Source organism: Streptomyces sp. NPDC102467 (assembly GCF_044765445.1).
In the GTDB taxonomy this organism is placed as follows: Bacteria; Actinomycetota; Actinomycetes; order Streptomycetales; family Streptomycetaceae; genus Streptomyces.
The window spans coordinates 56,285-77,584 of record NZ_JBIWKA010000021.1 but is presented as its reverse complement, the minus strand read 5'-3'; the positions used below and the strand labels follow the sequence as shown (position 1 = coordinate 77,584).

Annotated in this window: 19 protein-coding genes; 14 read left to right on the top strand and 5 right to left on the bottom strand. The window is 71.6% G+C overall.

The window, feature by feature from the left end:
- Positions 1-175 precede the first annotated feature (175 nt).
- Together ACIREE_RS35820 and ACIREE_RS35815 are read left to right on the top strand one after the other, a co-directional pair.
- Positions 176-1,249 carry a nitronate monooxygenase gene (locus ACIREE_RS35820; protein WP_404162011.1) on the top strand — a complete coding sequence of 358 codons (1,074 nt, stop codon included), beginning with the start codon at positions 176-178 and terminating at the stop codon, positions 1,247-1,249.
- Positions 1,246-2,001: a 16S rRNA (uracil(1498)-N(3))-methyltransferase gene (locus ACIREE_RS35815; RefSeq protein ID WP_404162008.1), complete on the top strand. Its 756-nt coding sequence runs from the start codon at positions 1,246-1,248 to the stop codon at positions 1,999-2,001. Before ACIREE_RS35820 ends, ACIREE_RS35815 begins: the two co-directional genes overlap by 4 nt.
- Positions 2,002-2,041: 40 nt before the next feature.
- Here ACIREE_RS35815 and ACIREE_RS35810 read toward each other — a convergent pair whose 3' ends face one another.
- The 3 genes from ACIREE_RS35810 to ACIREE_RS35800 form a co-directional block, all read right to left on the bottom strand.
- Positions 2,042-2,263 carry a hypothetical protein gene (locus ACIREE_RS35810; protein WP_404162005.1) on the bottom strand — a complete coding sequence of 74 codons (222 nt, stop codon included), beginning with the start codon at positions 2,261-2,263 and terminating at the stop codon, positions 2,042-2,044.
- Positions 2,223-3,335: an alpha/beta hydrolase gene (locus tag ACIREE_RS35805; protein WP_404162002.1), complete on the bottom strand. Its 1,113-nt coding sequence runs from the start codon at positions 3,333-3,335 to the stop codon at positions 2,223-2,225. Before ACIREE_RS35805 ends, ACIREE_RS35810 begins: the two co-directional genes overlap by 41 nt.
- 88 nt (positions 3,336-3,423) lie before the next feature.
- On the bottom strand, positions 3,424-4,338 hold the full coding sequence (locus ACIREE_RS35800; RefSeq protein ID WP_404162000.1) for an alpha/beta hydrolase: 915 nt from the start codon (positions 4,336-4,338) through the stop codon (positions 3,424-3,426).
- Between the two features lie 328 nt (positions 4,339-4,666).
- Here ACIREE_RS35800 and ACIREE_RS35795 point away from each other — a divergent pair, with 328 nt between their 5' ends.
- The 7 genes from ACIREE_RS35795 (at position 4,667) to ACIREE_RS35765 (ending at position 12,339) form a co-directional block, all read left to right on the top strand.
- Entirely contained in the window at positions 4,667-5,272 is a 606-nt protein-coding gene (locus ACIREE_RS35795) for a SigE family RNA polymerase sigma factor (RefSeq protein ID WP_404161997.1), read from the top strand.
- Positions 5,269-5,577, top strand: a complete 309-nt coding sequence (locus ACIREE_RS35790) for a hypothetical protein (protein ID WP_404161995.1) — start codon at positions 5,269-5,271, stop codon at positions 5,575-5,577. Before ACIREE_RS35795 ends, ACIREE_RS35790 begins: the two co-directional genes overlap by 4 nt.
- A gap of 314 nt (positions 5,578-5,891) precedes the next feature.
- Positions 5,892-6,422, top strand: coding sequence for a hypothetical protein (locus ACIREE_RS35785; protein ID WP_404161992.1), 531 nt, complete (start codon positions 5,892-5,894; stop codon positions 6,420-6,422).
- Between the two features lie 92 nt (positions 6,423-6,514).
- Positions 6,515-9,733 (top strand): S41 family peptidase, encoded by a 3,219-nt coding sequence (locus ACIREE_RS35780; RefSeq protein WP_404161989.1) that lies wholly within the window; start codon positions 6,515-6,517, stop codon positions 9,731-9,733.
- 257 nt (positions 9,734-9,990) lie between these two features.
- On the top strand, positions 9,991-10,344 hold the full coding sequence (locus ACIREE_RS35775; protein ID WP_404161986.1) for a histidine triad nucleotide-binding protein: 354 nt from the start codon (positions 9,991-9,993) through the stop codon (positions 10,342-10,344).
- A 20-nt stretch (positions 10,345-10,364) separates the two neighbouring features.
- Positions 10,365-11,273, top strand: a complete 909-nt coding sequence (locus ACIREE_RS35770) for a ribonuclease Z (RefSeq protein WP_404161983.1) — start codon at positions 10,365-10,367, stop codon at positions 11,271-11,273.
- Positions 11,274-11,307: 34 nt separating this feature from the next.
- Complete coding sequence (locus ACIREE_RS35765; RefSeq protein WP_404161981.1) at positions 11,308-12,339, top strand: adenosine deaminase; 1,032 nt, start codon at positions 11,308-11,310, stop codon at positions 12,337-12,339.
- Here ACIREE_RS35765 and ACIREE_RS35760 read toward each other — a convergent pair.
- A complete protein-coding gene (locus tag ACIREE_RS35760; RefSeq protein ID WP_404161978.1) occupies positions 12,291-13,634 on the bottom strand; it encodes an MFS transporter in 1,344 nt (447 codons plus the stop codon). The two genes, ACIREE_RS35765 and ACIREE_RS35760, sit on opposite strands and share 49 nt — an antisense overlap.
- A gap of 247 nt (positions 13,635-13,881) precedes the next feature.
- The gene (locus tag ACIREE_RS35755) at positions 13,882-14,709 is read right to left on the bottom strand and encodes an IclR family transcriptional regulator (protein ID WP_404161976.1); all 828 of its coding nucleotides are present in this window, start codon (positions 14,707-14,709) and stop codon (positions 13,882-13,884) included.
- An 83-nt stretch (positions 14,710-14,792) separates the two neighbouring features.
- Here ACIREE_RS35755 and ACIREE_RS35750 point away from each other — a divergent pair, with 83 nt between their 5' ends.
- The 5 genes from ACIREE_RS35750 to ACIREE_RS35730 all read left to right on the top strand — a co-directional run bounded on the left by ACIREE_RS35750 (position 14,793) and on the right by ACIREE_RS35730 (position 21,293).
- Entirely contained in the window at positions 14,793-15,791 is a 999-nt protein-coding gene (locus ACIREE_RS35750; RefSeq protein WP_404161973.1) for a 5-dehydro-4-deoxyglucarate dehydratase, read from the top strand.
- Positions 15,788-17,083 carry a glucarate dehydratase family protein gene (locus ACIREE_RS35745; protein ID WP_404161970.1) on the top strand — a complete coding sequence of 432 codons (1,296 nt, stop codon included), beginning with the start codon at positions 15,788-15,790 and terminating at the stop codon, positions 17,081-17,083. The genes ACIREE_RS35750 and ACIREE_RS35745 overlap by 4 nt, the downstream gene beginning before the upstream one ends.
- A gap of 108 nt (positions 17,084-17,191) precedes the next feature.
- Positions 17,192-18,583 carry an MFS transporter gene (locus tag ACIREE_RS35740; protein ID WP_404161968.1) on the top strand — a complete coding sequence of 464 codons (1,392 nt, stop codon included), beginning with the start codon at positions 17,192-17,194 and terminating at the stop codon, positions 18,581-18,583.
- A 70-nt stretch (positions 18,584-18,653) separates the two neighbouring features.
- Positions 18,654-19,754, top strand: a complete 1,101-nt coding sequence (locus tag ACIREE_RS35735; RefSeq protein WP_404161965.1) for a carbohydrate kinase family protein — start codon at positions 18,654-18,656, stop codon at positions 19,752-19,754.
- Positions 19,755-20,225: 471 nt separating this feature from the next.
- Positions 20,226-21,293: a PhoH family protein gene (locus tag ACIREE_RS35730; RefSeq protein ID WP_404161963.1), complete on the top strand. Its 1,068-nt coding sequence runs from the start codon at positions 20,226-20,228 to the stop codon at positions 21,291-21,293.
- Positions 21,294-21,300 lie beyond the last annotated feature (7 nt).

Genomic DNA, 21,300 nt, shown 5'->3' with positions numbered 1-21,300 from the left:
CCCGGGTGAGCGCAGTCAGCCGGGGCAGCAGGGGTTGTTCTCGCGGTTGAAGGATGCGTTCAACGGGCGGTGACGCGTAGGGATGTGCCACCCCGGGCCCACTTCGGGTGGGGTGGCACATGCCAGGCGGGAGCGCCGATTCGGCTGCCTGACGCGTACGTGGCACGATGCGCTCATGTCCTCCGCGCTGACCGATCTCTGCCCCTGTCCGATCGTGCAGGCCCCCATGGCGGGCGGCGCGTCCTGTCCCGCGCTCGTGGCCGCCGTGTCCGATGCGGGCGGTCTCGGTTTCCTCGCCGCCGGGTACAAGACGGCCGACGGCATGTACCAGGAGATCAAGCAGGTGCGGGCGCTGACCGGTCGGCCCTTCGGCGTCAATCTGTTCATGCCGCAGCCCGACAACGCGGACCCGGCCGCGGTCGACGTCTACCGGCACCAGCTCGCCGGTGAGGCCGGCTGGTACCAGGCGCCGCTCGGCGACCCCGACAGCGGGCGCGACGACAATTTCGACGCCAAGCTCGCCATCCTCGTCGACGAGCCGGTACCACTGGTCACCTTCACGTTCGGCTGTCCCACGCGCGAGGTGATCGACGCCCTGCGGAACGTGGGCACGCTCACCGCCGTCACCGTGACGACGGTGGAGGAGGCGCTCGCCGCGCAGCGGGCCGGCGCCGACGCCGTGTGCGTCCAGGGCATCGAGGCCGGCGGACACCAGGGCACGCACCGCGACAACCCCGAGGCCGACGGCAGCGGCGTCGGACTGCTGTCGCTGATCGCGCAGGTACGGGAAGCGGTACAGCTGCCGATCGTCGCGGCAGGCGGAATCATGCGGGGCGCGCAGATCGCCGCCGTGCTCGCCGCCGGAGCCGACCTGGCACAGCTGGGCACGGCGTTCCTCGTGACGCCGGAGTCGGGTGCGCCCGCGCTGCACAAGCAGGCCATGACCGATCCGCTGTTCACCCGCACCGAGCTGACCCGGGCGTTCTCGGGGCGGCCCGCACGCGGGCTCGTCAACCGCTTCATGCGCGAGCACGGGCCGTACGCGCCCGCCGCGTACCCGGAGATACACCACATGACGTCGCCGGTCCGCAAGGCCGCCGCCAAGGCCGGTGACCCGCAGGGCATGGCGCTGTGGGCGGGGCAGGGGCACCGCCTCGCCCGGGAACTGCCGGCCGGACAGCTCGTCGAGGTCCTCGCCGCCGAACTCGTCGCCGCCAAGGCCGCGCTCGGGCAGCGGGGCGCCGCGTGACCGCGCCGGTCTTTGTCGTCGACGGCCCGGTGCCGGGCGACTGCACGTACGTACTGGACGGGTCCGAGGGGCGGCACGCCGTCTCCGTGAAGCGGCTGCGCGCGGGCGAGCCCCTCGTGCTGACGGACGGGCGCGGGGCGTGGAGCGAGGGCGTCGTCGCCGCGGCCGAGGGCAAGGACCGGCTCGTCGTCGAGGCGGGGCCCCTGCGGACCGAGGCCGAGGAGCGGCCCCGGATCACCGTGGTGCAGGCGCTGCCCAAGGGGGACAGGGGAGAGCTCGCCGTCGAGACCATGACGGAGACGGGCGTCGACGCGATCGTGCCGTGGGCGGCGTCGCGGTGCGTCACGCAGTGGCGCGGCGAGCGCGGGGCCAAGGCGCTCGGCAAGTGGCGGGCCACCGCCCGCGAGGCCGGCAAGCAGTCGCGCCGGGTCCGCTTCCCCGAGTTCCCCGACGGCACTGGGGCCGCGTCCACCAAGGAGGTCGCGGCACTGCTCGCCGCGGCGGACCTGGCGGTCGTGCTGCACGAGGACCGGGACGCGCACAGCGCCGCGCTGGCTTCGGCGAACCTCCCGGAGAGCGGGGAGATCGTGCTGGTCGTCGGCCCCGAGGGCGGTGTGTCACCGGAGGAGCTTCAGGTGTTCAACGACGCCGGGGCGCGGACCTTCCGGCTCGGCAGGAGCGTGCTGCGGACATCGACGGCCGGGACGGCAGCGGTGGCGCTGCTGCTGGCCCGCACCGGCCGCTGGAGCTAGAGCTTCTCCGACGGAGAGCCTTTACGCGGGCGGCTGCCGTTCAGGGAGTATCGGCGGTGACGTCCACCTCCGTAAGGGCCGCGTCGGGATGCCGTGCCCCTGTCAGTATCTGGTCCTGCCCGGTGTCGCCGAGGAGATGGCGGCGGAAGAAGGCATCGAGGTACGTGGTGGCGACATGGCGCTGCTGCGGCTCGGTCAGCTGCCTGGCCGGGGCCGCGCCTTCACGGTCGGTGCCCGGGGTGCCCTTGCACCGGCTGGGCATCGTCGGCGGCCGCGACCTGACGGCTCTGCGGCGACCACTGCGTGTTGAAGTAGTTGTGGTTCGCCCCGTGGATGGCGAACTGGTAGAAGCCACTCCGGTTCCCCTTTGCCGCGTCGGCCGCGAACCAGAGCGCCTCACTGCCGACCTGTCCGTCGCAGGTTCCCCGGAAGGTGGCGAACGGGGTCTTGGTGATCGCGTACTGGGACATGTCCTCCGTCATCACGTTGTAGGCGGGCGCCAACGCCGCCACCGCCTTGACCTCGACGCCCTTGGGCCACTGCCCCCGATGGCTGTCGGCCGCCTGCCAGGTGACCCCGGCCCCGGCCCTGGAATGCCCCATGATCCCCACGTTGCCCATGTCCACGTGGTGGGCGAAGCCGACGCGTCGCGCCGCTCCGGTCACCGGGTCGGTGAACTTCCCGGCAAGCGCACCCTTGCCCTGGGAGCTGAGCTCCTGCCACATGCGCAGCTGCCGGTTGAGGAGATCCGCCCGCGCGGCAGCGTTGTCATCGCCCGTCACGGAGGAGGCGTTGATGCCGTTGGCGCCGACCGAGACCACGACGAACCCCTGCCCGGCCAAGGTCCGGGCCAGGTAGTCGTACCCGAGCTGATTGGGCAACGCGGGTGTTCCCGGTGCGCACGGCCAGGCGTACAGCTTCGCGTCGGCGGCTTCGTACGCGGCGTCGTCACCGTCGCGCTCGGCTGCCGTGCGCGCGGCGTCGGCCTCCCGGTCGGCGCAGGTCTCGTGCAATCCGTGCATCATCACGATCAGCGGATGGCGCCCCGTGGCCAGGTCGGCGGGGTAGTGCACCACACCGGTCAACTCGGCCGGTTCCCCCGTCTGCGGCAGCTTCCAGGCCGCGTCCCCCAGGTCGTAGCGGACCGTGCGGACCGTCTTCGTGGTCCCGGAGGCAGCCACGGAAGCCACCGGGCTCCGTCCCGCCGCCTCGTGCACTCCCACGGCGCCCGCCGTGGACGTATACGTGAGGGCGGTCGCGGCGACGGACAGCGCCGCCGTCGACAGGCCCAGCAGGCGAACCGAAACCCTCGTGCGTTTGTGTCGCTTCACCATGTCTCCATCCGTGAGCAAAGGGGCCTGGGCCGGAGCGTGCGGTGCCCGCTCATCGCCATGGCCCCAGGGGCTGAGGTGACTGCTTCCTTCAACGGGCGGCATCGTAGGAATCCGTTATGAACGCGATGACCCGGTCCTGCAACGCGGCCCCTGAGGCACCGGCCCGCTTGATCATGTCTGTTCCGTGGTAGCCGCTCTTGTCGATGACCAGCTCTTTCTTGGGGGCAGCGGAGGCCGCGTAGACCTCACGGACCTGCTTCTCCACCGCGCCTTCCATGTCACCGGGCGACACCACCAACAGCGTCGGAACCTTCAGCTTCCGCACCGCCGCCACCGCATCGACATCGACCCCGAGGCTGCACCGGGCAGGCGAGGACATCATCAGAAGGCCCACCACTCGCAGAGGCGTGTCCACGCCGGCGACAGCCGCCGTCGTACCGCCGCACGACGCTCCCGCCAGGAACACCCTCTTCGCACCGACACGGCGCAGTTCGGCCAGTCCGGCCCGGGCATCGCGGTCGATGTGCTCGTTGACGGCCACGTGCTCGGACGCGCCGTGATCGCGGTACTCGGGGATCACCACGTGGTAGCCGCGCTCCGCCAACTGCCGTCCGATGTCGATGAACGAGCAGATGTTGTAGCCCTGCTCGTGATCCAGCAGAACACCGTCGGGCCCGTCCCCCATGACCAGCGCCGACAGATGTACCCCGTCGCTGGTGGTCAGCGTGGTGGCCTTGCTCCTCAGGTCCTTCGGCACACACGTGTTGACCAGATATCCCCGAGCCGTGCGCACGGTCCGGTCGGGCGAGCCCGGCTTGTACGAGACCGGCTTGTGATCCGGCGGCGCGGGAGCGCGGCTCGCCGTCGCGGACGGCGTCGGCGCGGAGTGCGTCGACGCCCCCGCCTTCGCGTCACGCGCCGGCTTGTCAGCCGGGCCCGAACAGCCCGACACCAGGCCCAGACAGCCCAGCGCAACAGCGGCAACGACTCTGACTCTCAGCACAGACTTCCCCGGATCTCACCCGCACGTCGGTGTCCCGTACACAGCAGGGCACGCACGCCCGTGCCATGGCCCGTGCCGGGACGGAACATCCCTTCACGACCTGACAGACGTACGGGCCCGCCCGAGGTTGCAGGCCGTTGCCGACGACTTGCCTTACGACTGCGACTGCAACTGCAACCTGGGGGCGCCCCACACGTCCTTCCCAGTAGGGGCACCCCCCTGAAGACCCTGAAAGCCCTGAACCTCCCGATCCAGTCGACAGGTTGACCCCTATGTCAGATATGACCCGCCGGGAAACCGGCTGCGGCACCTTCCCGGTGTGGCGCTGATGGCTGCCGTTCTCACCTGTGGAGGTGTCGTCCCGCGCGGCCGGTGGCGATGGCTCCTGGCCCGCCTCTCCCAGGACCGGAGGAGACCGGACTTCACGGGCCGGTCGTCCGGCGCCGCGTCGGAAGAGATCGACCTGCTGTACCGCCACCGCAGGCTCGACCTCGTGCGCCTGGCCGTCCTCCTGGTCGACGACATCCCCACAGCCGAGGACGTCGTCCAGGAAGCCTTCGCAGGCCTCTACCGACGTCATGGCGACATGCTCGACAGCATCGCCGACCCCGAAGCCTACGTACGGCGCAGCGTGGTCAACACCGCAAGGGATGTCCTGCGCAGGAGGCGCACCGTGCGCGCCTACATCCCTCCGCGCATCCTTTCCGCACCACCACCGGAAGAAGAGATCCTCCTCAAGGAAGAACACCAGGAAGTGCTGCGAGCACTGCGACTGCTCACCGTGCGCCAGCGGGAGGTCCTCGTCCTCAGGTACTGGTCGAACATGTCCGAAGCGGACATCGCGGCAACCCTGGGCCTGTCCCGGGGTGCAGTGAAGTCCACGGCGAGCCGGGCGCTGACGGCGCTGGCCAGACGACTGAAGGAGACGCCATGACAGCGGTCGAGGACCGCCTTCGCGCCGCACTGCACGCCCGGGCCGACCAGGTCACCGCCCTCCGCCCGCCCTCCCCGCCATCGACCCGCGCACGGATGGCCGTCCACCCCGGGCTGCGCAAGGCCGCGGTAGTCGTTCTGGCCGCGGTCCTGGCAGTCGTCCTCCTCGTGCTGCCACAGCTCCTCTCGCGGGGCGAGCCGTCGGTCCCCGCCAACACTCCCGCACCAGCCGGCCCGAGCAACAGCCCGTCACCTTCACCCGCCGCTTCTCCACCGGACGGGACACCTGGACCCGTCGCACCCTAGGTCGAAAAGCGGCCAGGCCGCCGTCTCCGTCGTGCCTGGTGCGTGAGGGAACAGGCCGCGCGCGAGTGCCTCGTAGAGCAACGCCCTTACAGTGCACGGCTCGTGGAGGTCCGGACAGGCCCGCCCCACACTGGCCACAACGCCTCTATCCGTGCGGTGGAGACGCTGGCATTCTGCCGTCCATGGGGGATTTGAGACGGATCAGCCGTGATGTACGAAGGTTGCGGGCCCCGCGAGTACTGGCAGCCGTGGGCCTCGTTGCAGGCGCTGTCGCCGGAGCTGTCGCGTGTCAGCCGGCCGACGGGGAACTGAACGTGACCACCGTCTCCGTCACCACGGAGAAGCAGGCCACGGAGGAGCTGAACAGGCAGCACGCCGACGTCGCCTGGCTCAGCTGCAAGAGCACGGCCAGTGGCAGCGGCACGAGCGCCGGTTCGTCGCCGACGGAGGTGACCGTGGACTGCCAGGGGAAGACCAAGGACGGCAAGGACATCACGATCAAGGGGTGGGTGTACGGGGTCGTCCCCGACAAGTGCGTGCGCGGCAACACGATCGCGCATGTCGACAACCAGGTCTGGTTCCACCTCCAGGTCCTCGGCAACTGCGCCGCGTCGGACACGGCGACGCCCGGTTACACGCCGGAGGAGCCCACACACGAGGAGCCCACACACGAGGAACCTCCGCAGGACGAGCCTCCGCAGGACGAGCCGCCGCAGGACGAGCCCACACAGCACGAGCCCACGAACGAGGAGCCACAGCCCGGCGTCACAGAGACGGTGACCGCGACCGAGACCGTCACCGTCCCGGAGCCGCACCCCACCTGCGACTGCGGCCAGGACAAGTGAAGTGAGTAGTGAGGGACGAAGTGAGTAGTGAGTGGGGAACGAACTGATCAAAAGGCTCACGCGCGGCCTGCCGCAAATTTAGGGTGGGCGGGGTGACGAATCCTGCCTACCTCCGGTTCCCGCACCCGCACGGCGAGTTGGTGGTCTTCACCGCAGAGGACGACGTGTGGGCCGCGCCCCTCGACGGCGGCCGCGCCTGGCGCGTCAGCGCCGACAACGTGCCGGTCACCCATCCCCGGATCTCCCCGGACGGGACGACCGTCGCCTGGACGTCGCGGCGCGACGGCGCGCCCGAGGTGCATGTCGCCCCGGTCGACGGGGGGCCGGCCAAACGCCTTACGCACTGGGGGAGTTGGACGACCACCGTGCGCGGCTGGACGCCCGACGGCCGGGTCCTCGCCACCAGTACGCACGGGCAGGCCTCGCTGCGCCGCAGCTGGGCACGGGCGGTCCCGCTGGACGGCGGCCCCGCCGAGACCCTGCCGTACGGCCCCGTGGGCGGTGTCGCGTACGGCCCCGACTCCCAAGTGGTGCTGCTCTCCGCGCTGATGGGCCGGGAGGCCGCCTGGTGGAAGCGGTACCGGGGCGGTACCGCGGGCAAGCTGTGGATCGACCGGGAGGGCGACGGCGACTTCGTAAGGCTGCACGAAAGTCTCGACGGGAACATCGAGTACCCGATGTGGGTGGGGGAGCGCTGCGCGTTCCTCTCCGACCACGAAGGGGTCGGCGCGCTGTACTCCTCCCTGCCCGACGGGTCCGGGCTGCGGCGGCACACGGCCGTCGACGGCTTCTACGCACGGCACGCCGCCACCGACGGAACCCGGGTCGTCCACGCGAGTGCCGGTGAACTGTGGGTCGTCGACGACCTGGCGGCCGGCGAGGCCCGGCGGCTCGACGTGCGGCTCGGCGGGCAGCGGGCCGGTCTGCAGCCGCGCCCTGTCGACGCCACACGCTGGTTCGGGGCCGCGTCGCCCGACCACACCGGGCGTGGCAGCGCGGTCGCCGTGCGCGGCGCCGTGCACTGGGTGACCCACCGCTCCGGGCCCGCCCGCGCGCTCGCCGCCGAGCAGGGCGTACGGGCCAGACTCCCGCACACGTTCCGCGTCGACGGCGAGGAACACGTGGTGTGGGTGACCGACGCCGAGGGCGACGACGCGCTGGAGTTCGCGCCCGCCACCGGGGCCGCGCCCGGCGCCACCCCCCGCCGGCTCGGGGCCGGGCAGCTCGGCCGCGTCCTCGGTATCACCGTCGCGCCGGACGGCGGCCGGGTCGCCGTCGCCGCGCACGACGGACGGGTCCTGCTCGTCGAGCGCGACCGGGGCGACGTACGGGAGGTGGACCGCAGCGAGGACGGGCACGCGTCCGGGCTCGCCTTCTCACCCGACTCGGCGTGGCTCGCCTGGTCGCACCCCGGACCGCACGGCCTGCGTGAGCTCAAGCTCGCCAACACCGCCGACCTGACCGTCACCGAGGCGACCCAGCTCCGCTTCCGGGACTACGCGCCCGCGTTCACCCTCGACGGCAAGCACCTGGCGTTCCTGTCGGCCCGCTCCTTCGACCCGGTCTACGACGAGCACGCCTTCGACCTGGCGTTCGTGAGCGGCTCCCGGCCGCATCTGATCACCCTGGCCGCGGCGACCCCGTCACCTTTCGGGCCGCAACGGCACGGGCGGCCGTTCGAACCGGCGGACACGCCCGCGGCCGAAACACCGGACAGCGAGGGCGCGCCCGCCACCCGCGTCGACCTGGAAGGGCTTGTCGACCGCATCGTGCCGTTCCCCGTCGAGGCCGCCCGCTACTCGACCCTGCGCACGGCCAAGGACGGCGTGCTCTGGCTGCGGCACCCGGTGCACGGTGTGCTCGGCGACTCGCGGGCCGGACGGCACGACCCCGACCCGAAGACCCGCCTCGAGCGCTACGACCTCGCCCAGCAGCGCATCGAGGAACTCGGCGCCGACGCCGACCACTTCGAGGTCACGGGCGACGGCAAGCGGGTGCTGCTGTGGACCGGCGAGGTGCTGAAGGTCGTGCCGAGCGACCGGCGCCCCTCGCACGACGACGACAGCGACACGAACATCACCGTCGACCTGGCCCGGATCAGCCAGAGCGTCGACCCGGCCGCCGAATGGCGGCAGATGTACGACGAGACCGGCCGCCTGATGCGCGACAACTTCTGGCGCCCCGACATGAACGGGGTGGACTGGGCCGGGGTACTGGAGCGCTACCGGCCGATCCTCGACCGGGTCGCCACCCACGACGACCTCGTCGACCTGCTGTGGGAGGTGCAGGGCGAGCTCGGCACCTCCCACGCGTACGTCGTACCGGGCGGCGGGGGCGGCTCCGCCGCGCACCGGCAGGGGCTGCTTGGCGCCGACATCTCCCGGCACGAGAGCGGCCCCCAGGGAGTGCCGCAGTGGCTGGTGGACCGGGTGCTGCCGTCCGAGACGTCCGACCCGCGCGCCCGCTCCCCGCTCGCCGCGCCGGGCGTCGCGGTGCGCGCGGGCGACGCGATCGTGGCGGTGGGCGGGCGGCCCGTCGACCCGGTGGCGGGCCCCGGGCCGCTGCTCGTCGGCACGGCCGACAAGCCGGTCGAGCTGACCGTGTCCCCGGCGGGCGGCGGTGATCCGCGCCATGTGGTCGTGGTGCCGGTGTCGAACGAGGAGCCGCTGCGCTACCACGCGTGGGTCGCGGACCGGCGCGCCTACGTCCACGAGCAGTCGGGCGGGCGGCTCGGCTATCTGCACGTGCCGGACATGCAGGCGCCTGGCTGGGCGCAGATCCACCGCGACCTCGGCGTGGAGGTGGCCCGCGAGGGTCTGGTCGTGGACATCCGCGAGAACCGCGGCGGGCACACGTCGCAGCTCGTCGTGGAGAAGCTGGCGCGGCGGGTCGTGGGCTGGGACGTACCGCGCGGCAGCCGCCCCTCCAGCTACCCGATGGATGCGCCGCGGGGCCCCGTGGTCGCCGTCGCCAACGAGTTCTCCGGCTCCGACGGCGACATCGTGAACGCGGCGATCAAGGCGCTCGGGATCGGGCCCGTGGTCGGGGTCCGCACCTGGGGCGGCGTCATCGGGATCGACAGCCGGTACCGGCTGGTGGACGGCACGCTCGTGACGCAGCCCAAGTATGCGACCTGGATGGAAGGTTACGGGTGGGGGCTGGAGAATTACGGGGTCGATCCGGACGTGGAGGTGGTGGCCACGCCGCAGGACGTCGCGGCCGGGCGTGACCCGCAGTTGGACGAGGCGGTACGTATCGCACTGGCCGCGCTTGCCGAGAACCCGGCGAAGGTTCCACCCGGGCTGCCGTAGAGATCCCCGTCTGCCGGGGGCGGTGTCGTCGCCGGGTGCGGGCCGGTGGGGGCTGGTCGCGCAGTTCCCCGCGCCCCTGAGATGCGCACTTCGTGCGCGATCTCAGGCCATGGGGCTGCGGCGAAGCCGCACGCTCCAGGGGCGCGGGGAACTGCGCGAGAAGTCCCCACCGGCCCGCGGAGACCGGAGCGCGTGGCCCTCGGGGCTGATCGATACGATGCCGCCATACCGAGACGCCCTCGCAAAGGAGACCCGACGTGACCGGCGAACCCCAGGCCGACTGCCTGTTCTGCAAGATCGTCGCGGGGGACGTGCCCGCCACCCTCGTCCGCGAGACCCCGACCACCGTCGCGTTCCGGGACATCAACCCGCAGGCCCCGACGCACATCCTGGTCATCCCGCGCGTCCACCACCCGGACGCCGCCTCCCTGGCCGCCGCGGAGCCGGAGACCGCCGCGGACGTGCTGCGCGAGGCCGGCGAGGTCGCCAAGGAGGAGAAGCTGGAGAGCTACCGGCTCGTGTTCAACACGGGCGGCGGCGCGGGCCAGACCGTCTTCCACGCCCACGCGCACATCCTGGGCGGCCGCGGCCTCCAGTGGCCCCCCGGATAACGGAACACGGACAACTCACCGTGTCTGTAAGGGAATTCGTCGTGCTCGGCACCGCAAGCCAGGTGCCGACCCGCCATCGCAACCACAACGGCTACCTGCTGCGCTGGGACGCCGAGGGCATCCTCTTCGACCCGGGCGAGGGCACGCAGCGGCAGATGCTGCGCGCCGGTGTCGCCGCGCACGACCTGAACCGGATCTGCGTCACCCACTTCCACGGCGACCACTCGCTGGGGCTCGCCGGTGTCATCCAGCGGATCAACCTGGACCGCGTGCCGCACCCGGTGACCGCCCACTACCCGGCCTCCGGGCAGCGGTTCTTCGACCGGCTGCGGTACTCCACCGCGTACCGGGAGACCGTCGACATCGCGCAGGAGCCGGTGAGCGGGGACGGCGCGGTGCTGGCCGACACCCCCGCGTACCGGTTGGAGGCGCGCAGGCTGTCGCACCCCGTCGAGTCGTACGGGTACCGCGTCGTCGAGCCCGACGGGCGCCGGATGCTGCCCGAGCGGCTCGCCGCGCACGGGATCGCCGGGCCCGACGTGGGCCGGATACAGCGCGAGGGCAGGATCGGCGAGGTCACGCTCGCCGACGTCAGCGAGGTGCGGCGCGGGCAGCGCGTCGCGTTCGTCATGGACACCCGGCTGTGCGACGGGGTGACCGAGCTCGCCGAGGGCTGCGATCTGCTCGTCATCGAGTCGACCTTCCTCGACGAGGACCACCGACTCGCCTCCGATCACGGGCACCTGACCGCCGGGCAGGCGGCCCGTGTGGCCCGCGACGGGAACGTACGCCATCTCGTACTGACGCACTTCAGCCAGCGCTACGGCGACCCGGAGGAGTTCGCCCGGCAGGCGCGGGCCGCCGGATTCGAGGGGGAACTGACGGTCGCCCGCGACCTGGACCGCGTACCGGTGCCGAAGCGGCGTTGAAAGCCCAAGGCCCTGACCTGCGTACGATGCTCGGATGTCCCTCGCACCACTCGCTCGCATCCCCAAGGCCGAGCTGCACCTGCACATCGAAGGCACCCTCGAACCGGAGCTGGCCTTCGCCCTCGCCGACCGCAACGGCATCACGCTGCCGTACGCCGACACAGAGGCGCTGCGCGCCGCCTATCTCTTCGCCGACCTGCAGTCCTTCCTCGACCTCTACTACGGCCTGATGGCCGTACTGATCACCGAGGACGACTTCGAGGCGCTCGCCGACGCCTATCTGGCGCGCGCCGCCGAGCAGGGCGTGCGGCACGCCGAGATCTTCTTCGACCCGCAGGCCCACATGGCGCGCGGCGTCGCCATGGGCACCGTGGTCGAGGGCCTGTCGCGGGCGCTCGCGCGCAGCGAGGAGCGGCACGGGGTCTCCACCAAGCTCATCATGTGCTTCCTGCGCGACCAGTCCGCCGAGTCGGCGATGGAGACGCTGGAGGCCGCCAAGCCGTACCTCGACCACATCGTCGGCGTCGGGCTCGACTCCGCCGAGGTCGGCAACCCCGCCTCGAAGTTCCGTGAGGTCTACGAGGCCGCGGGCGACCTCGGCCTGCGCAAGGTCGCGCACGCGGGCGAGGAGGGCGACCCGTCGTACGTGTGGGAGGCCCTGGACCTGCTCGGGGTCGAGCGCGTCGACCACGGGCTGCGGTCCATGGAGGACCCGGAGCTCGTCGCGCGTCTCGTACGCGACCGGATTCCGCTGACGCTCTGCCCGCTGTCGAACGTGCGGCTGCGCGCCATCGACGTACTGGAGGAGCACCCGCTCGTCGCCATGATGGACGCCGGGCTGCTGTGCACGGTGAACTCCGACGACCCGGCCTACTTCGGCGGGTACGCCGGAGACACCTTCCACGCCGTGCACGAGGCGCTCGCCCTGGACCATGAACGGCTGCGGGAGCTCGCCCGCAACTCGTTCGTGGCGTCCTTCCTCGACGGCAGCGAGGAGGACGAGGCGCGGCGCGCGCGTTATCTCGCCGAGGTCGAGGCGTATCCGCTGGACGACATCTCGGGCTGAATCCCGTCCGGGCCCGCCGTCGTGAACTCCACCGCGGCGACGGCGGGCACCTCCAGCGGGTAGATCTCGACGACGGGCTGCTCCAGCAGACCCGACGGCGGGACGATCGCGCCGACCGGGGCGCCGCTGCGGCGCCTGGCCGCACCGGCGAACAGCGGGCGTCCCGCGGTGTGCAGGGTGATCGCGGTGAGCGGCACCGCCAGCAGGAGCAGCGCGACCGCGAGCGCCGTGCCCATCGCGGGGAAGCCGACCGCCTGCGACACGGAACTGCCGACCAGCGGGCCGCACGCCGTGCCGAGCGAGGAGGCCGAGCCGACCAGGACCGCCCAGCGGCCGCGCGGGTCGAGCGAGGCGCCGAGGCCCAGCAGGTACGAGAGCACCACCGGGTAGAGGGTGTTCCAGGCGATCTCGCCCGTCGCGAAGGAGCCGAGGCCGTCGGCGCTCGCGCTGAGTGCGATGCAGCCGGCGATGGCCGCCGTGCCGGCGCCGATGGGCAGCGCGCGGCCCATGCGGGTGCCGAGCGCGCCCGCGCCGATCACGCCGAGCAGGCCCGCGCCGAGCGCCACGGCGAACACGCTGCCGACGGTGACCTCGCTGAGGCCTGCCTGGACGGTGCCGATGCGGCTGCTGACGCCCCACAGGGAGTTCTGCGCCATCGACCAGCAGACGATGACCGCCGCCAGGGCCGTGCCGGAACGGGCGTACGGGAGCGGCGACTTGAGGGTGCGGTCGACCTGCGCCGGGCTGTTGTCCGGACCCGCCGGATCGGGCAGCCGGTGCGTCGCGGGCCACACGGCGAGTGCGGTGACGGCGAGCGCGGCGAAGGGCAGGGCGTGGCCCGTCGGGCTGATCCGGGGGATCGTCAGATAGAGGGCGCCCGCCAGGGCCGAGACGGTCAGCAGGCCGAGCGTGGAGGCGCGGTGCGGGTCCTTCTGGGCGGCGATCCCGGTGGCGGCGACGGCCGTTGCCGTACCCGAGCCGAAGCCGCCGATCATCGCACCCGCGACGACCAGGGGCACGGAGGTGGAGAGCGCCGCGGTGCCGTAGCCGACGGCGGCGAGGAGGAGTCCGGCGCGGGCGGCGCGGCGGGCGCCGACCCGTTCGACGCGGGACGCGAGCGTGAAGCCGGCGGTGGCCGAGCTCAGCAGCAGCGTGCTGCCGACCAGACCGGCCTGGGTGGGGGAAAGGCGCAGGCTGTCGGCGAGACGGCCGACGACCGTGGGCAGCAGATAGGCGGCGAGATAACCGGCCGTGAAGAGGGCTATGAGCGCGGGCCGGGGGGTGCGCGAAGACACGGGCGTTCCTGATGACGGACCCCGATGCCCTGGACGATGTCTGGGCAGGTTTTGGGCAAGGGGGTGGTAAGGAAAGGGGGTTGAGGAGCGCGACGTCTTTGCGAACGGAACCGAACCGGGGACGTTGGGGCGCGGCCAATTTGTATCAAGCCGAAAGGGCCGCACAAAAGTCGAGACTGTGTGACCTGTGCCACATCTGGTTTGGGGGTGGTTCGGCCGGGTAGCCGAGGGCCTTTTCGGCAGGCCGCTAACGCCAGTTGGGGGTGCCCGAGGGGCCGCGGTGGGTGGCCGTCTCGATGCGCGCGCGGGTCTCGCGCATGACCGCCACGATCCGCTCCTCGTGCTCCGCGGTCAGCCGCGCGATCGGCACCGAGCAGCTGATCGCGTCGTGCGCCGGAGCGGCGTAGCGCAGGGCGAACCCGAAGCCGACGATGCCGTCGACGCCCTCCTCGCGATCGACCGAGTAACCGCGGGCGCGGGTCGCCGCGAGGTCGGCGGCGAGCGCCTCGCGGGTGGTGTGCGTGTTCCCGGTGGCCGGGACGTACGGGCCGGGCGGCAGTTGGGTGTCGGAGCGCTCCGCGAGCAGCGCCTTGCCGAGGGCGCCGACGTGCGCGGGGAGCCGCCGCCCGACCCGGGTGATCGTGCGCAGGTATTCGTGCGATTCGCGGGTCGCCAGGTACGCCACGTCGAAGCCGTCGAGCCGACCCAGGTGGATCGTCTCGCCGAGCGCCTCCGACGCCTCGTCCAGGTGCGGGCGCGCGGTGCGGACGTACGGGTCGGTGTCGAGGTAACTGGTGCCGGTCAGCAGAGCGTGGATGCCGATGCCGTAGAGGGAGCCGGTGACGTCGGTGCGGACCCAGCCGCGCGCGATGAGCGTCTGCAGCAGCGCGTACATGGAGCTGCGCGGCACGGCCAGCTCGTCGGCGAGCTCCTGGAGGCGGGCCGGGCGGTCGCCGCGGGCGGCCAGCACTTCGAGCAGGTCGACGGTGCGGGCCGCGGACTTGACCTCGCGGACACCGCCCCTGGGCTGCGCGCCCGTTTCCGCGCTCTCTTGCTCTGTGTGCTGGTCCGGCATGTGCCGATCGTAAGGCGGCGGTCATGAAGTGGGAGTGCGCGGGGCATTGACGGCCCTCGTTCGCGTATCTAATCTCCATCTACATGTGTGGATGGCATCTACGTACGGAGACAGAGGAGTGCCACGACGACCTCGTGGCCCGGCTGCGGGAGGGCATGGCGGGCGGCGTCCTCTCCTTCCCCCTGACGAGTTTCGACGACGGCGGGGTCCTCGACCTCGACGGCTTTCGCGCGTACGTCGCCGCCCAGGTGGCGACGGGGCCCGGCGCCGTCTTCCCGGCGTGCGGCACCGGCGAGTTCTTCTCGCTCGACGAGGACGAGTACCGGCAGGTCGTCACCGCCACGGTCGAGGAGACCGCGGGGCGCGTACCCGTCGTGGCGGGCATCGGATACGGCTGGGCGCAGGCCGTGCGCTTCGCGCGCATCGCCGAGGAGGCGGGGGCGGACGCCCTGCTCGTCCTGCCGCACTACCTGGTGCGGGGCCCGCAGAGCGGACTCGTCGCCCAGGTCGAGGAGATCGCCGCGCGGACGTGCTTGCCGCTCATCGTCTACCAGCGTGACCAAGTCGCCTTCACCGTCGACTCGTTGAGGCGCATCGCCGCCCTGCCGAACGTCGTCGGTCTCAAGGACGGCCACAGCGACCTCGACCAGCTGCAACGTCTCACGCTCGCCGCGCCCGACGGATTCCTCTTCTTCAACGGGGCCGCCACCGCCGAGGTCCAGGCCCGCGCCTACGCGGCCGTCGGCGTCCCCGCCTACTCCTCGGCCGTGCACGCCTTCGCGCCCGAGATCGCCGCCGCGTTCTTCGCGGCGCTGCGGGACGGGGACACCGCACGGGTCGACCGGCTGCTGCGCGAGTTCTACATCCCCTTCGTCGAGCTGCGGGACCGGGTCCCCGGATACGGCGTCTCGCTCGTCAAGGCCGCCGCCCGGCTGCGCGGACGCCCCGTCGGACCGGTGCGCGCGCCGCTCGCCGACCCCACCCCGGCCGACCTCGCCGACCTGGAGCGACTGCTCGCCACCGGCCTCGACCTCGTATCCGAAACCGCCCCCGCCCCCGTCACCGCAGGAGCCGCCCGATGACCGATCTGACGATCACCGACGTCCGCCTCACCCCGATCCTCGTCGCCGACCCGCCGCTCCTGAACACGCAGGGCGTGCACCAGCCGTACACGCCCCGGCTCATCGTCGAGGTCGTCACCGCCGACGGCGTCACGGGGGTCGGCGAGACCTACGGCGACGCCAAGTACCTGGAGCTCGCCCGACCGTTCGCCGACCGCCTGAAAGGGCGTCAAGTCTCAGACCTGAACGGCCTGTTCACCATCGCGGACGAGGTGTCCGTCGACGACGCGCGCGTCGAGAACCAGGTCGACGTCGGCGGGCTGCGCGGCGTCCAGACCGCCGACAAACTGCGCCTCTCCGTCGTCTCCGGCTTCGAGGTGGCCTGCCTCGACGCGTTCGGCAAAGCGCTCGGCCTGCCCGTGCACGCGCTGCTCGGCGGCAAGCTCCGCGACTCCGTCGAGTACAGCGCGTACCTCTTCTACAAGTACGCCGCTCACCCCGCCGGTGTCGTGAGCGAGAAGGACGACTGGGGCGCGGCCCTCGACCCGGCCGGCGTCGTCGCGCAGGCCCGCCTGTTCAACGAGCGCTACGGCTTCGAGTCCTTCAAGCTCAAGGGCGGCTGCTTCACGCCCGACGAGGAGATAGCCGCGGTCCGCGCGCTCGCCGAGGCCTTCCCCGGCAAGCCCCTGCGCCTCGACCCCAACGGTGCCTGGTCCGTGGAGACTTCACTCAAGGTCGCCGACGAACTCAGGGACGTACTGGAGTACCTGGAGGACCCGGCGCTCGGCACGCCCGCCATGGCCGAGGTCGCCGCCAAGGCCGGTGTCCCGCTCGCCACCAACATGTGCGTGACCACCTTCGCCGAGATCAAGGAGGCGTTCACCACCGGCGCCGTCCAGGTCGTCCTCTCCGACCACCATTACTGGGGCGGTCTGCGCAACACGCAGCAACTCGCCGCCATCTGCCGCACGTTCGGCGTCGGCATCTCCATGCACTCCAACACGCACCTGGGGATCAGCCTCGCCGCCATGACGCACGTCGCGTCCACCGTGCCGAACCTGCACCACGCCTGCGACTCGCACTACCCGTGGCAGTCCGAGGACGTGCTGACCGAACGCCTCACCTTCGAGGACGGCCGCGTCACAGTCTCCGACGCGCCCGGCCTCGGCGTCGAACTCGACCGCGCCAAGCTGGAGTTGCTGCACCAGAGGTGGCTGAACGAGGACTTCGCCGCGATGCGCGACCGCGACGACGCGGCCGCCATGCGCGTCCTCGACCCCGACTGGGTCACCCCGGCCGTGCCGCGTTGGTAAGCCCCCCCACTGATCCCCCCCCGCATTGGTGCAGCCCCCCACTGGGCCGGGAGTCCCCCTCCCGGCCATGCCCCAGCCTGTACTCCCTGCCCACGACCGGAGCCGCTCGTGTCCGCAGTCCCCGCCCCCGTAGAACACCCGATCGCCGTCCAGTCGGCCATCCGTAAGATCTTCCGGCGCGTCGTCCCGCTCTTCTTCGTCATGTTCGTCGCCAACTACATGGACCGGGTCAACCTGGGATTCGCCCAGGACCAACTCCGCGCCGACGTAGGCCTTTCCGCCGCCGCCTTCGGTCTCGGCGCCGGCATCTTCTTCATCGCGTACGCCATCTTCGAAGTCCCCAGCAACATGCTCATGGAGCGCTTCGGCGCGAAGGTCTGGCTGACCCGCATCATGATCAGCTGGGGCGTCGTCGCCACGGCGATGGTCTTCGTGAACAGCCCCGGCATGTTCTACGCCCTGCGGTTCCTGCTGGGCGTCGCCGAGGCCGGGTTCTTCCCCGCCGTCATCTACTACTTCTCGCGGTGGCTGCCCGATTCGCACCGCGGCCGCGCCACCTCGGTGTTCCTCATGGGGTCCGGCACCGCGACGGTGATCGTCGGGCCCATCTCCGGCGCCCTCCTGGAGATGCACGGCATCTGGGGACACTCCGGCTGGCAGTGGATGTTCTTCATCGAAGGCATCGTCTCTGTCGTGCTCGGCTTCGTCGTGTACCGGTTCCTCGACTCCAGCGTCGAGGCCGCCACCTGGCTGACCCGGGAGGAGAAGGACGGGCTCGTCGCCGTCATCGACGCCGAGCAGCACGACCGGGAGAAGGGGCGGGCGACCGCGCGCGTCTCTCGGTGGAAGCTGCTCGCCGACCCACAGATGCTCCTGTTCCTGTGGATCTACTTCGCGATCAACGTCGCCCTGTACGCCGTCACGTTCTGGCTGCCCTCGATCGTCGACGACATCGGCGGGCTGAGCGAGTTCCAGGTGGGGCTCCTGACCGCCGTCCCGTGGCTCTTCGCCATCGCCTCCGTGTACGTCTCCGGCCGCCTGTCCGACCGGATCGGCAAGCGGCGCCCCATCCTCGTGGCGCTGCTGCTCATCGGCGGCGCCGGGACGCTGCTCGCCGTGTTCGTCTCGCCGTGGGCGGGGCTCGGCGCGCTCTGCCTGGCCGCCGTCGGCTTCAAGCCCGCCTCGCCGATCTTCTGGACCATTCCGCAGAGCTACCTCGACGCGCGGGCCGCCGCGCCCGGCATCGCCCTCATCAACTCCATCGGCAACCTGGGCGGGTTCGTCGCCCCGACCGCGTTCGGGCTCATCGAGGACGCGACAGGATCGACCAAGGGGGGCCTCGTCGGGCTCACGGTGGTCGGGTTCCTCGCCGCGCTGAGTGTGCTGCTGGTGCGGGGCGGTGGCCGCAACGACGTCGTGCGCGGGGCGCGGCGGGCGGCGTCGGCCCCGGCTCCGGCGTCCCGGATCGCCGGTGGTGGAGCGGCGCGCGTGACGGGCTGATGTCAACTGCCGTGGTACGGGCCCGCTTCATGCACACTGGCCGGACCCGTACCACTGCAGGGAGAAGGACGTGACCCCCACCGAACCGGCCCACACGGACCCTCTCGCGGCGCTCCGCGCGCCCGGCGACCCGGCCTGCGACGTGTACCTCACCGGCACCGTCTTCCTCGACATCGTCTTCACCGGCCTGGACAGCGCGCCCGTACGGGGCACCGAGTCGTGGGCGCGCGGCATGGGATCGAGCCCCGGCGGCGTCGCGAACATGGCCGCCGCCCTCGCCCGCCTCGGCCTGCGCACCTCCCTCGCCGCCGCCTTCGGCGACGACCACTACGGCGAGTACTGCTGGGACACCCTGGAGCGGGGCGAGGGCATCGACCTGAGCTACTCGCGGACCGCGCAGGGCTGGCACTCGCCCGTCACCGTCTCCATGGCGTACGAGGGCGAACGCACCATGGTGAGCCACGGGCACGAGCCGCCCCCGCAGGAGCCCGCGCCCGCGTGTCCGCCCCGTACGCGGGCCGCGATCGCCGCGCTCGTCCCCGGGGTCGACGCGCCCTGGATCGCCGAGGCCGCCCGTGCCGGGACCCGGGTCTTCGCGGACGTCGGCTGGGACGACACCGGCCGCTGGGATCTGGCGGCCCTGGCCGACCTCCGGCACTGCGAGGCGTTCCTGCCGAACGCGGAGGAGGCGATGCGTTATACGGGGACGTCGTGTCCCCGGGCGGCCGCGCACGCGCTCGCCGAGCATGTGCCGCTGGCCGTCGTCACGCTCGGCTCCGAGGGCGCGTACGCGGTGGACGGGCGCAGTGGTGAGACGGCGTCCGTGCCGGCCATCGAGGTCGAGGCGCTCGATCCGACCGGGGCGGGGGATGTCTTCGTGGCCGGGTTCGTGACGGGCACGCTCGCGGGGTGGCCGCTGGCCGACCGGCTGGCGTTCGCGGGTCTTACGGCGGCGCTGTCGGTGCAGGAGTTCGGGGGGTCGTTGTCCGCGCCCGGGTGGTCGGAGGTCGCCGCGTGGTGGCGGCAGATCCAGGCGTACGAGGAGCGTGGCGAGCAGGATCCTGCGGCGCTCGAGCGGTATGCCTTCCTGGAGCCGCTGCTGCCGGAGGCCGCGCGGCCCTGGCCGCTTCGGCGTGCCGTGCCGACCATTGGGTTCGGGCGGTCCGCCTGAATGGAGGGTGGCCGTCCGGGGTTTCGTCGGCGGCTGTCTGGTGCGTTCCGATAGGTGTCGGGGTGGGTACGGGGCCGCCCGGGGTATGTCCGTGCTCGCCATCTTGATGGCCTCGCCGCTTGCTTCGGGCGTCGCTACCGCGTGCCGGTGTGCTGCGCGCGCACATACCCCGACCGTCCCCTCCCGTCTCGTACGCGACCGGAGGGCAGTGGTGTGCTCGGTTCTCCGCCCGCTCCGGGCGCCCTCTTCTGTCTCGTAGGCGGCTGAGCGCCGGTAATGCAAGCCCCTCCGGCGTTTGAGGAGCGGGGTCCGGGGCGGAGCCCCGGGGCTGGGCAGCTGCGCCGGGCGCATAACCGGGGGACAGGAACAAGAGCGCGGGAAAAGGCTACGGGTCTGTCAGCGGAGCGACGTACGCTGGGGAACGTCAGACAACGGCTGTCACAAGGAGAATGCGGCCCTCAGAGCCCGCCCATGACGCAGACACCATCCAGCGCCCGTAGCGCAGGGCAGGAGCAGGCACGCGCGCAGTTCACCGTCCCGGCCAAGCACCCCATGGTCGAGGTGCTGGGTTCCGGTGACGCCCTGCTGCGAGTGATCGAGAAGGCCTTCCCGGCGGCCGACATCCACGTCCGGGGCAATGAGATCAGCGCGTCCGGGGAGCCGGGGCAAGTCGCCCTCGTCCAGCGCCTGTTCGACGAGATGATGCTGGTTCTGAGGACAGGGGCACCGATGACCGAGGACGCCGTGGAGCGCTCCATCGCCATGCTCAAGGCGACGCAGAGCGGTGAGGGCGACGGTACGGAGACCCCCGCCGAGGTGCTCACGCAGAACATTCTGTCGTCGCGCGGCCGCACGATCCGGCCCAAGACCCTGAACCAGAAGCGGTACGTCGACGCGATCGACAAGCACACGATCGTCTTCGGGATCGGGCCCGCCGGCACCGGCAAGACCTATCTGGCCATGGCCAAGGCGGTGCAGGCCCTGCAGTCCAAGCAGGTCAACCGCATCATTCTGACCCGGCCCGCCGTGGAGGCGGGGGAGCGGCTCGGATTTCTGCCGGGCACGCTCTACGAGAAGATCGACCCGTATCTGCGGCCTCTCTATGACGCGCTGCACGACATGCTCGACCCGGACTCGATCCCGCGGCTGATGGCCGCGGGCACCATCGAGGTCGCGCCGCTGGCCTACATGCGGGGCCGGACGCTCAATGACGCCTTCATCATTCTTGACGAGGCCCAGAACACGAGCCCCGAGCAGATGAAGATGTTCCTGACCCGGCTCGGGTTCGAGTCGAAGATCGTGATCACCGGGGACGTGACGCAGGTCGACCTGCCGAACGGCGCGAAGAGCGGGCTGCGGCAGGTGCAGGACATTCTGGAAGGCCTCGACGACGTGCACTTCTCGCGTCTGTCGTCCCAGGATGTCGTCAGGCACAAGCTGGTCGGCCGTATCGTCGACGCGTACGAGAAGTACGACAGCGAGAACGGTACGGAGAACGGCACCCGCAAGGGCCGTCCCAGAGGGACCCAAGGAAAGTAGTACGAGA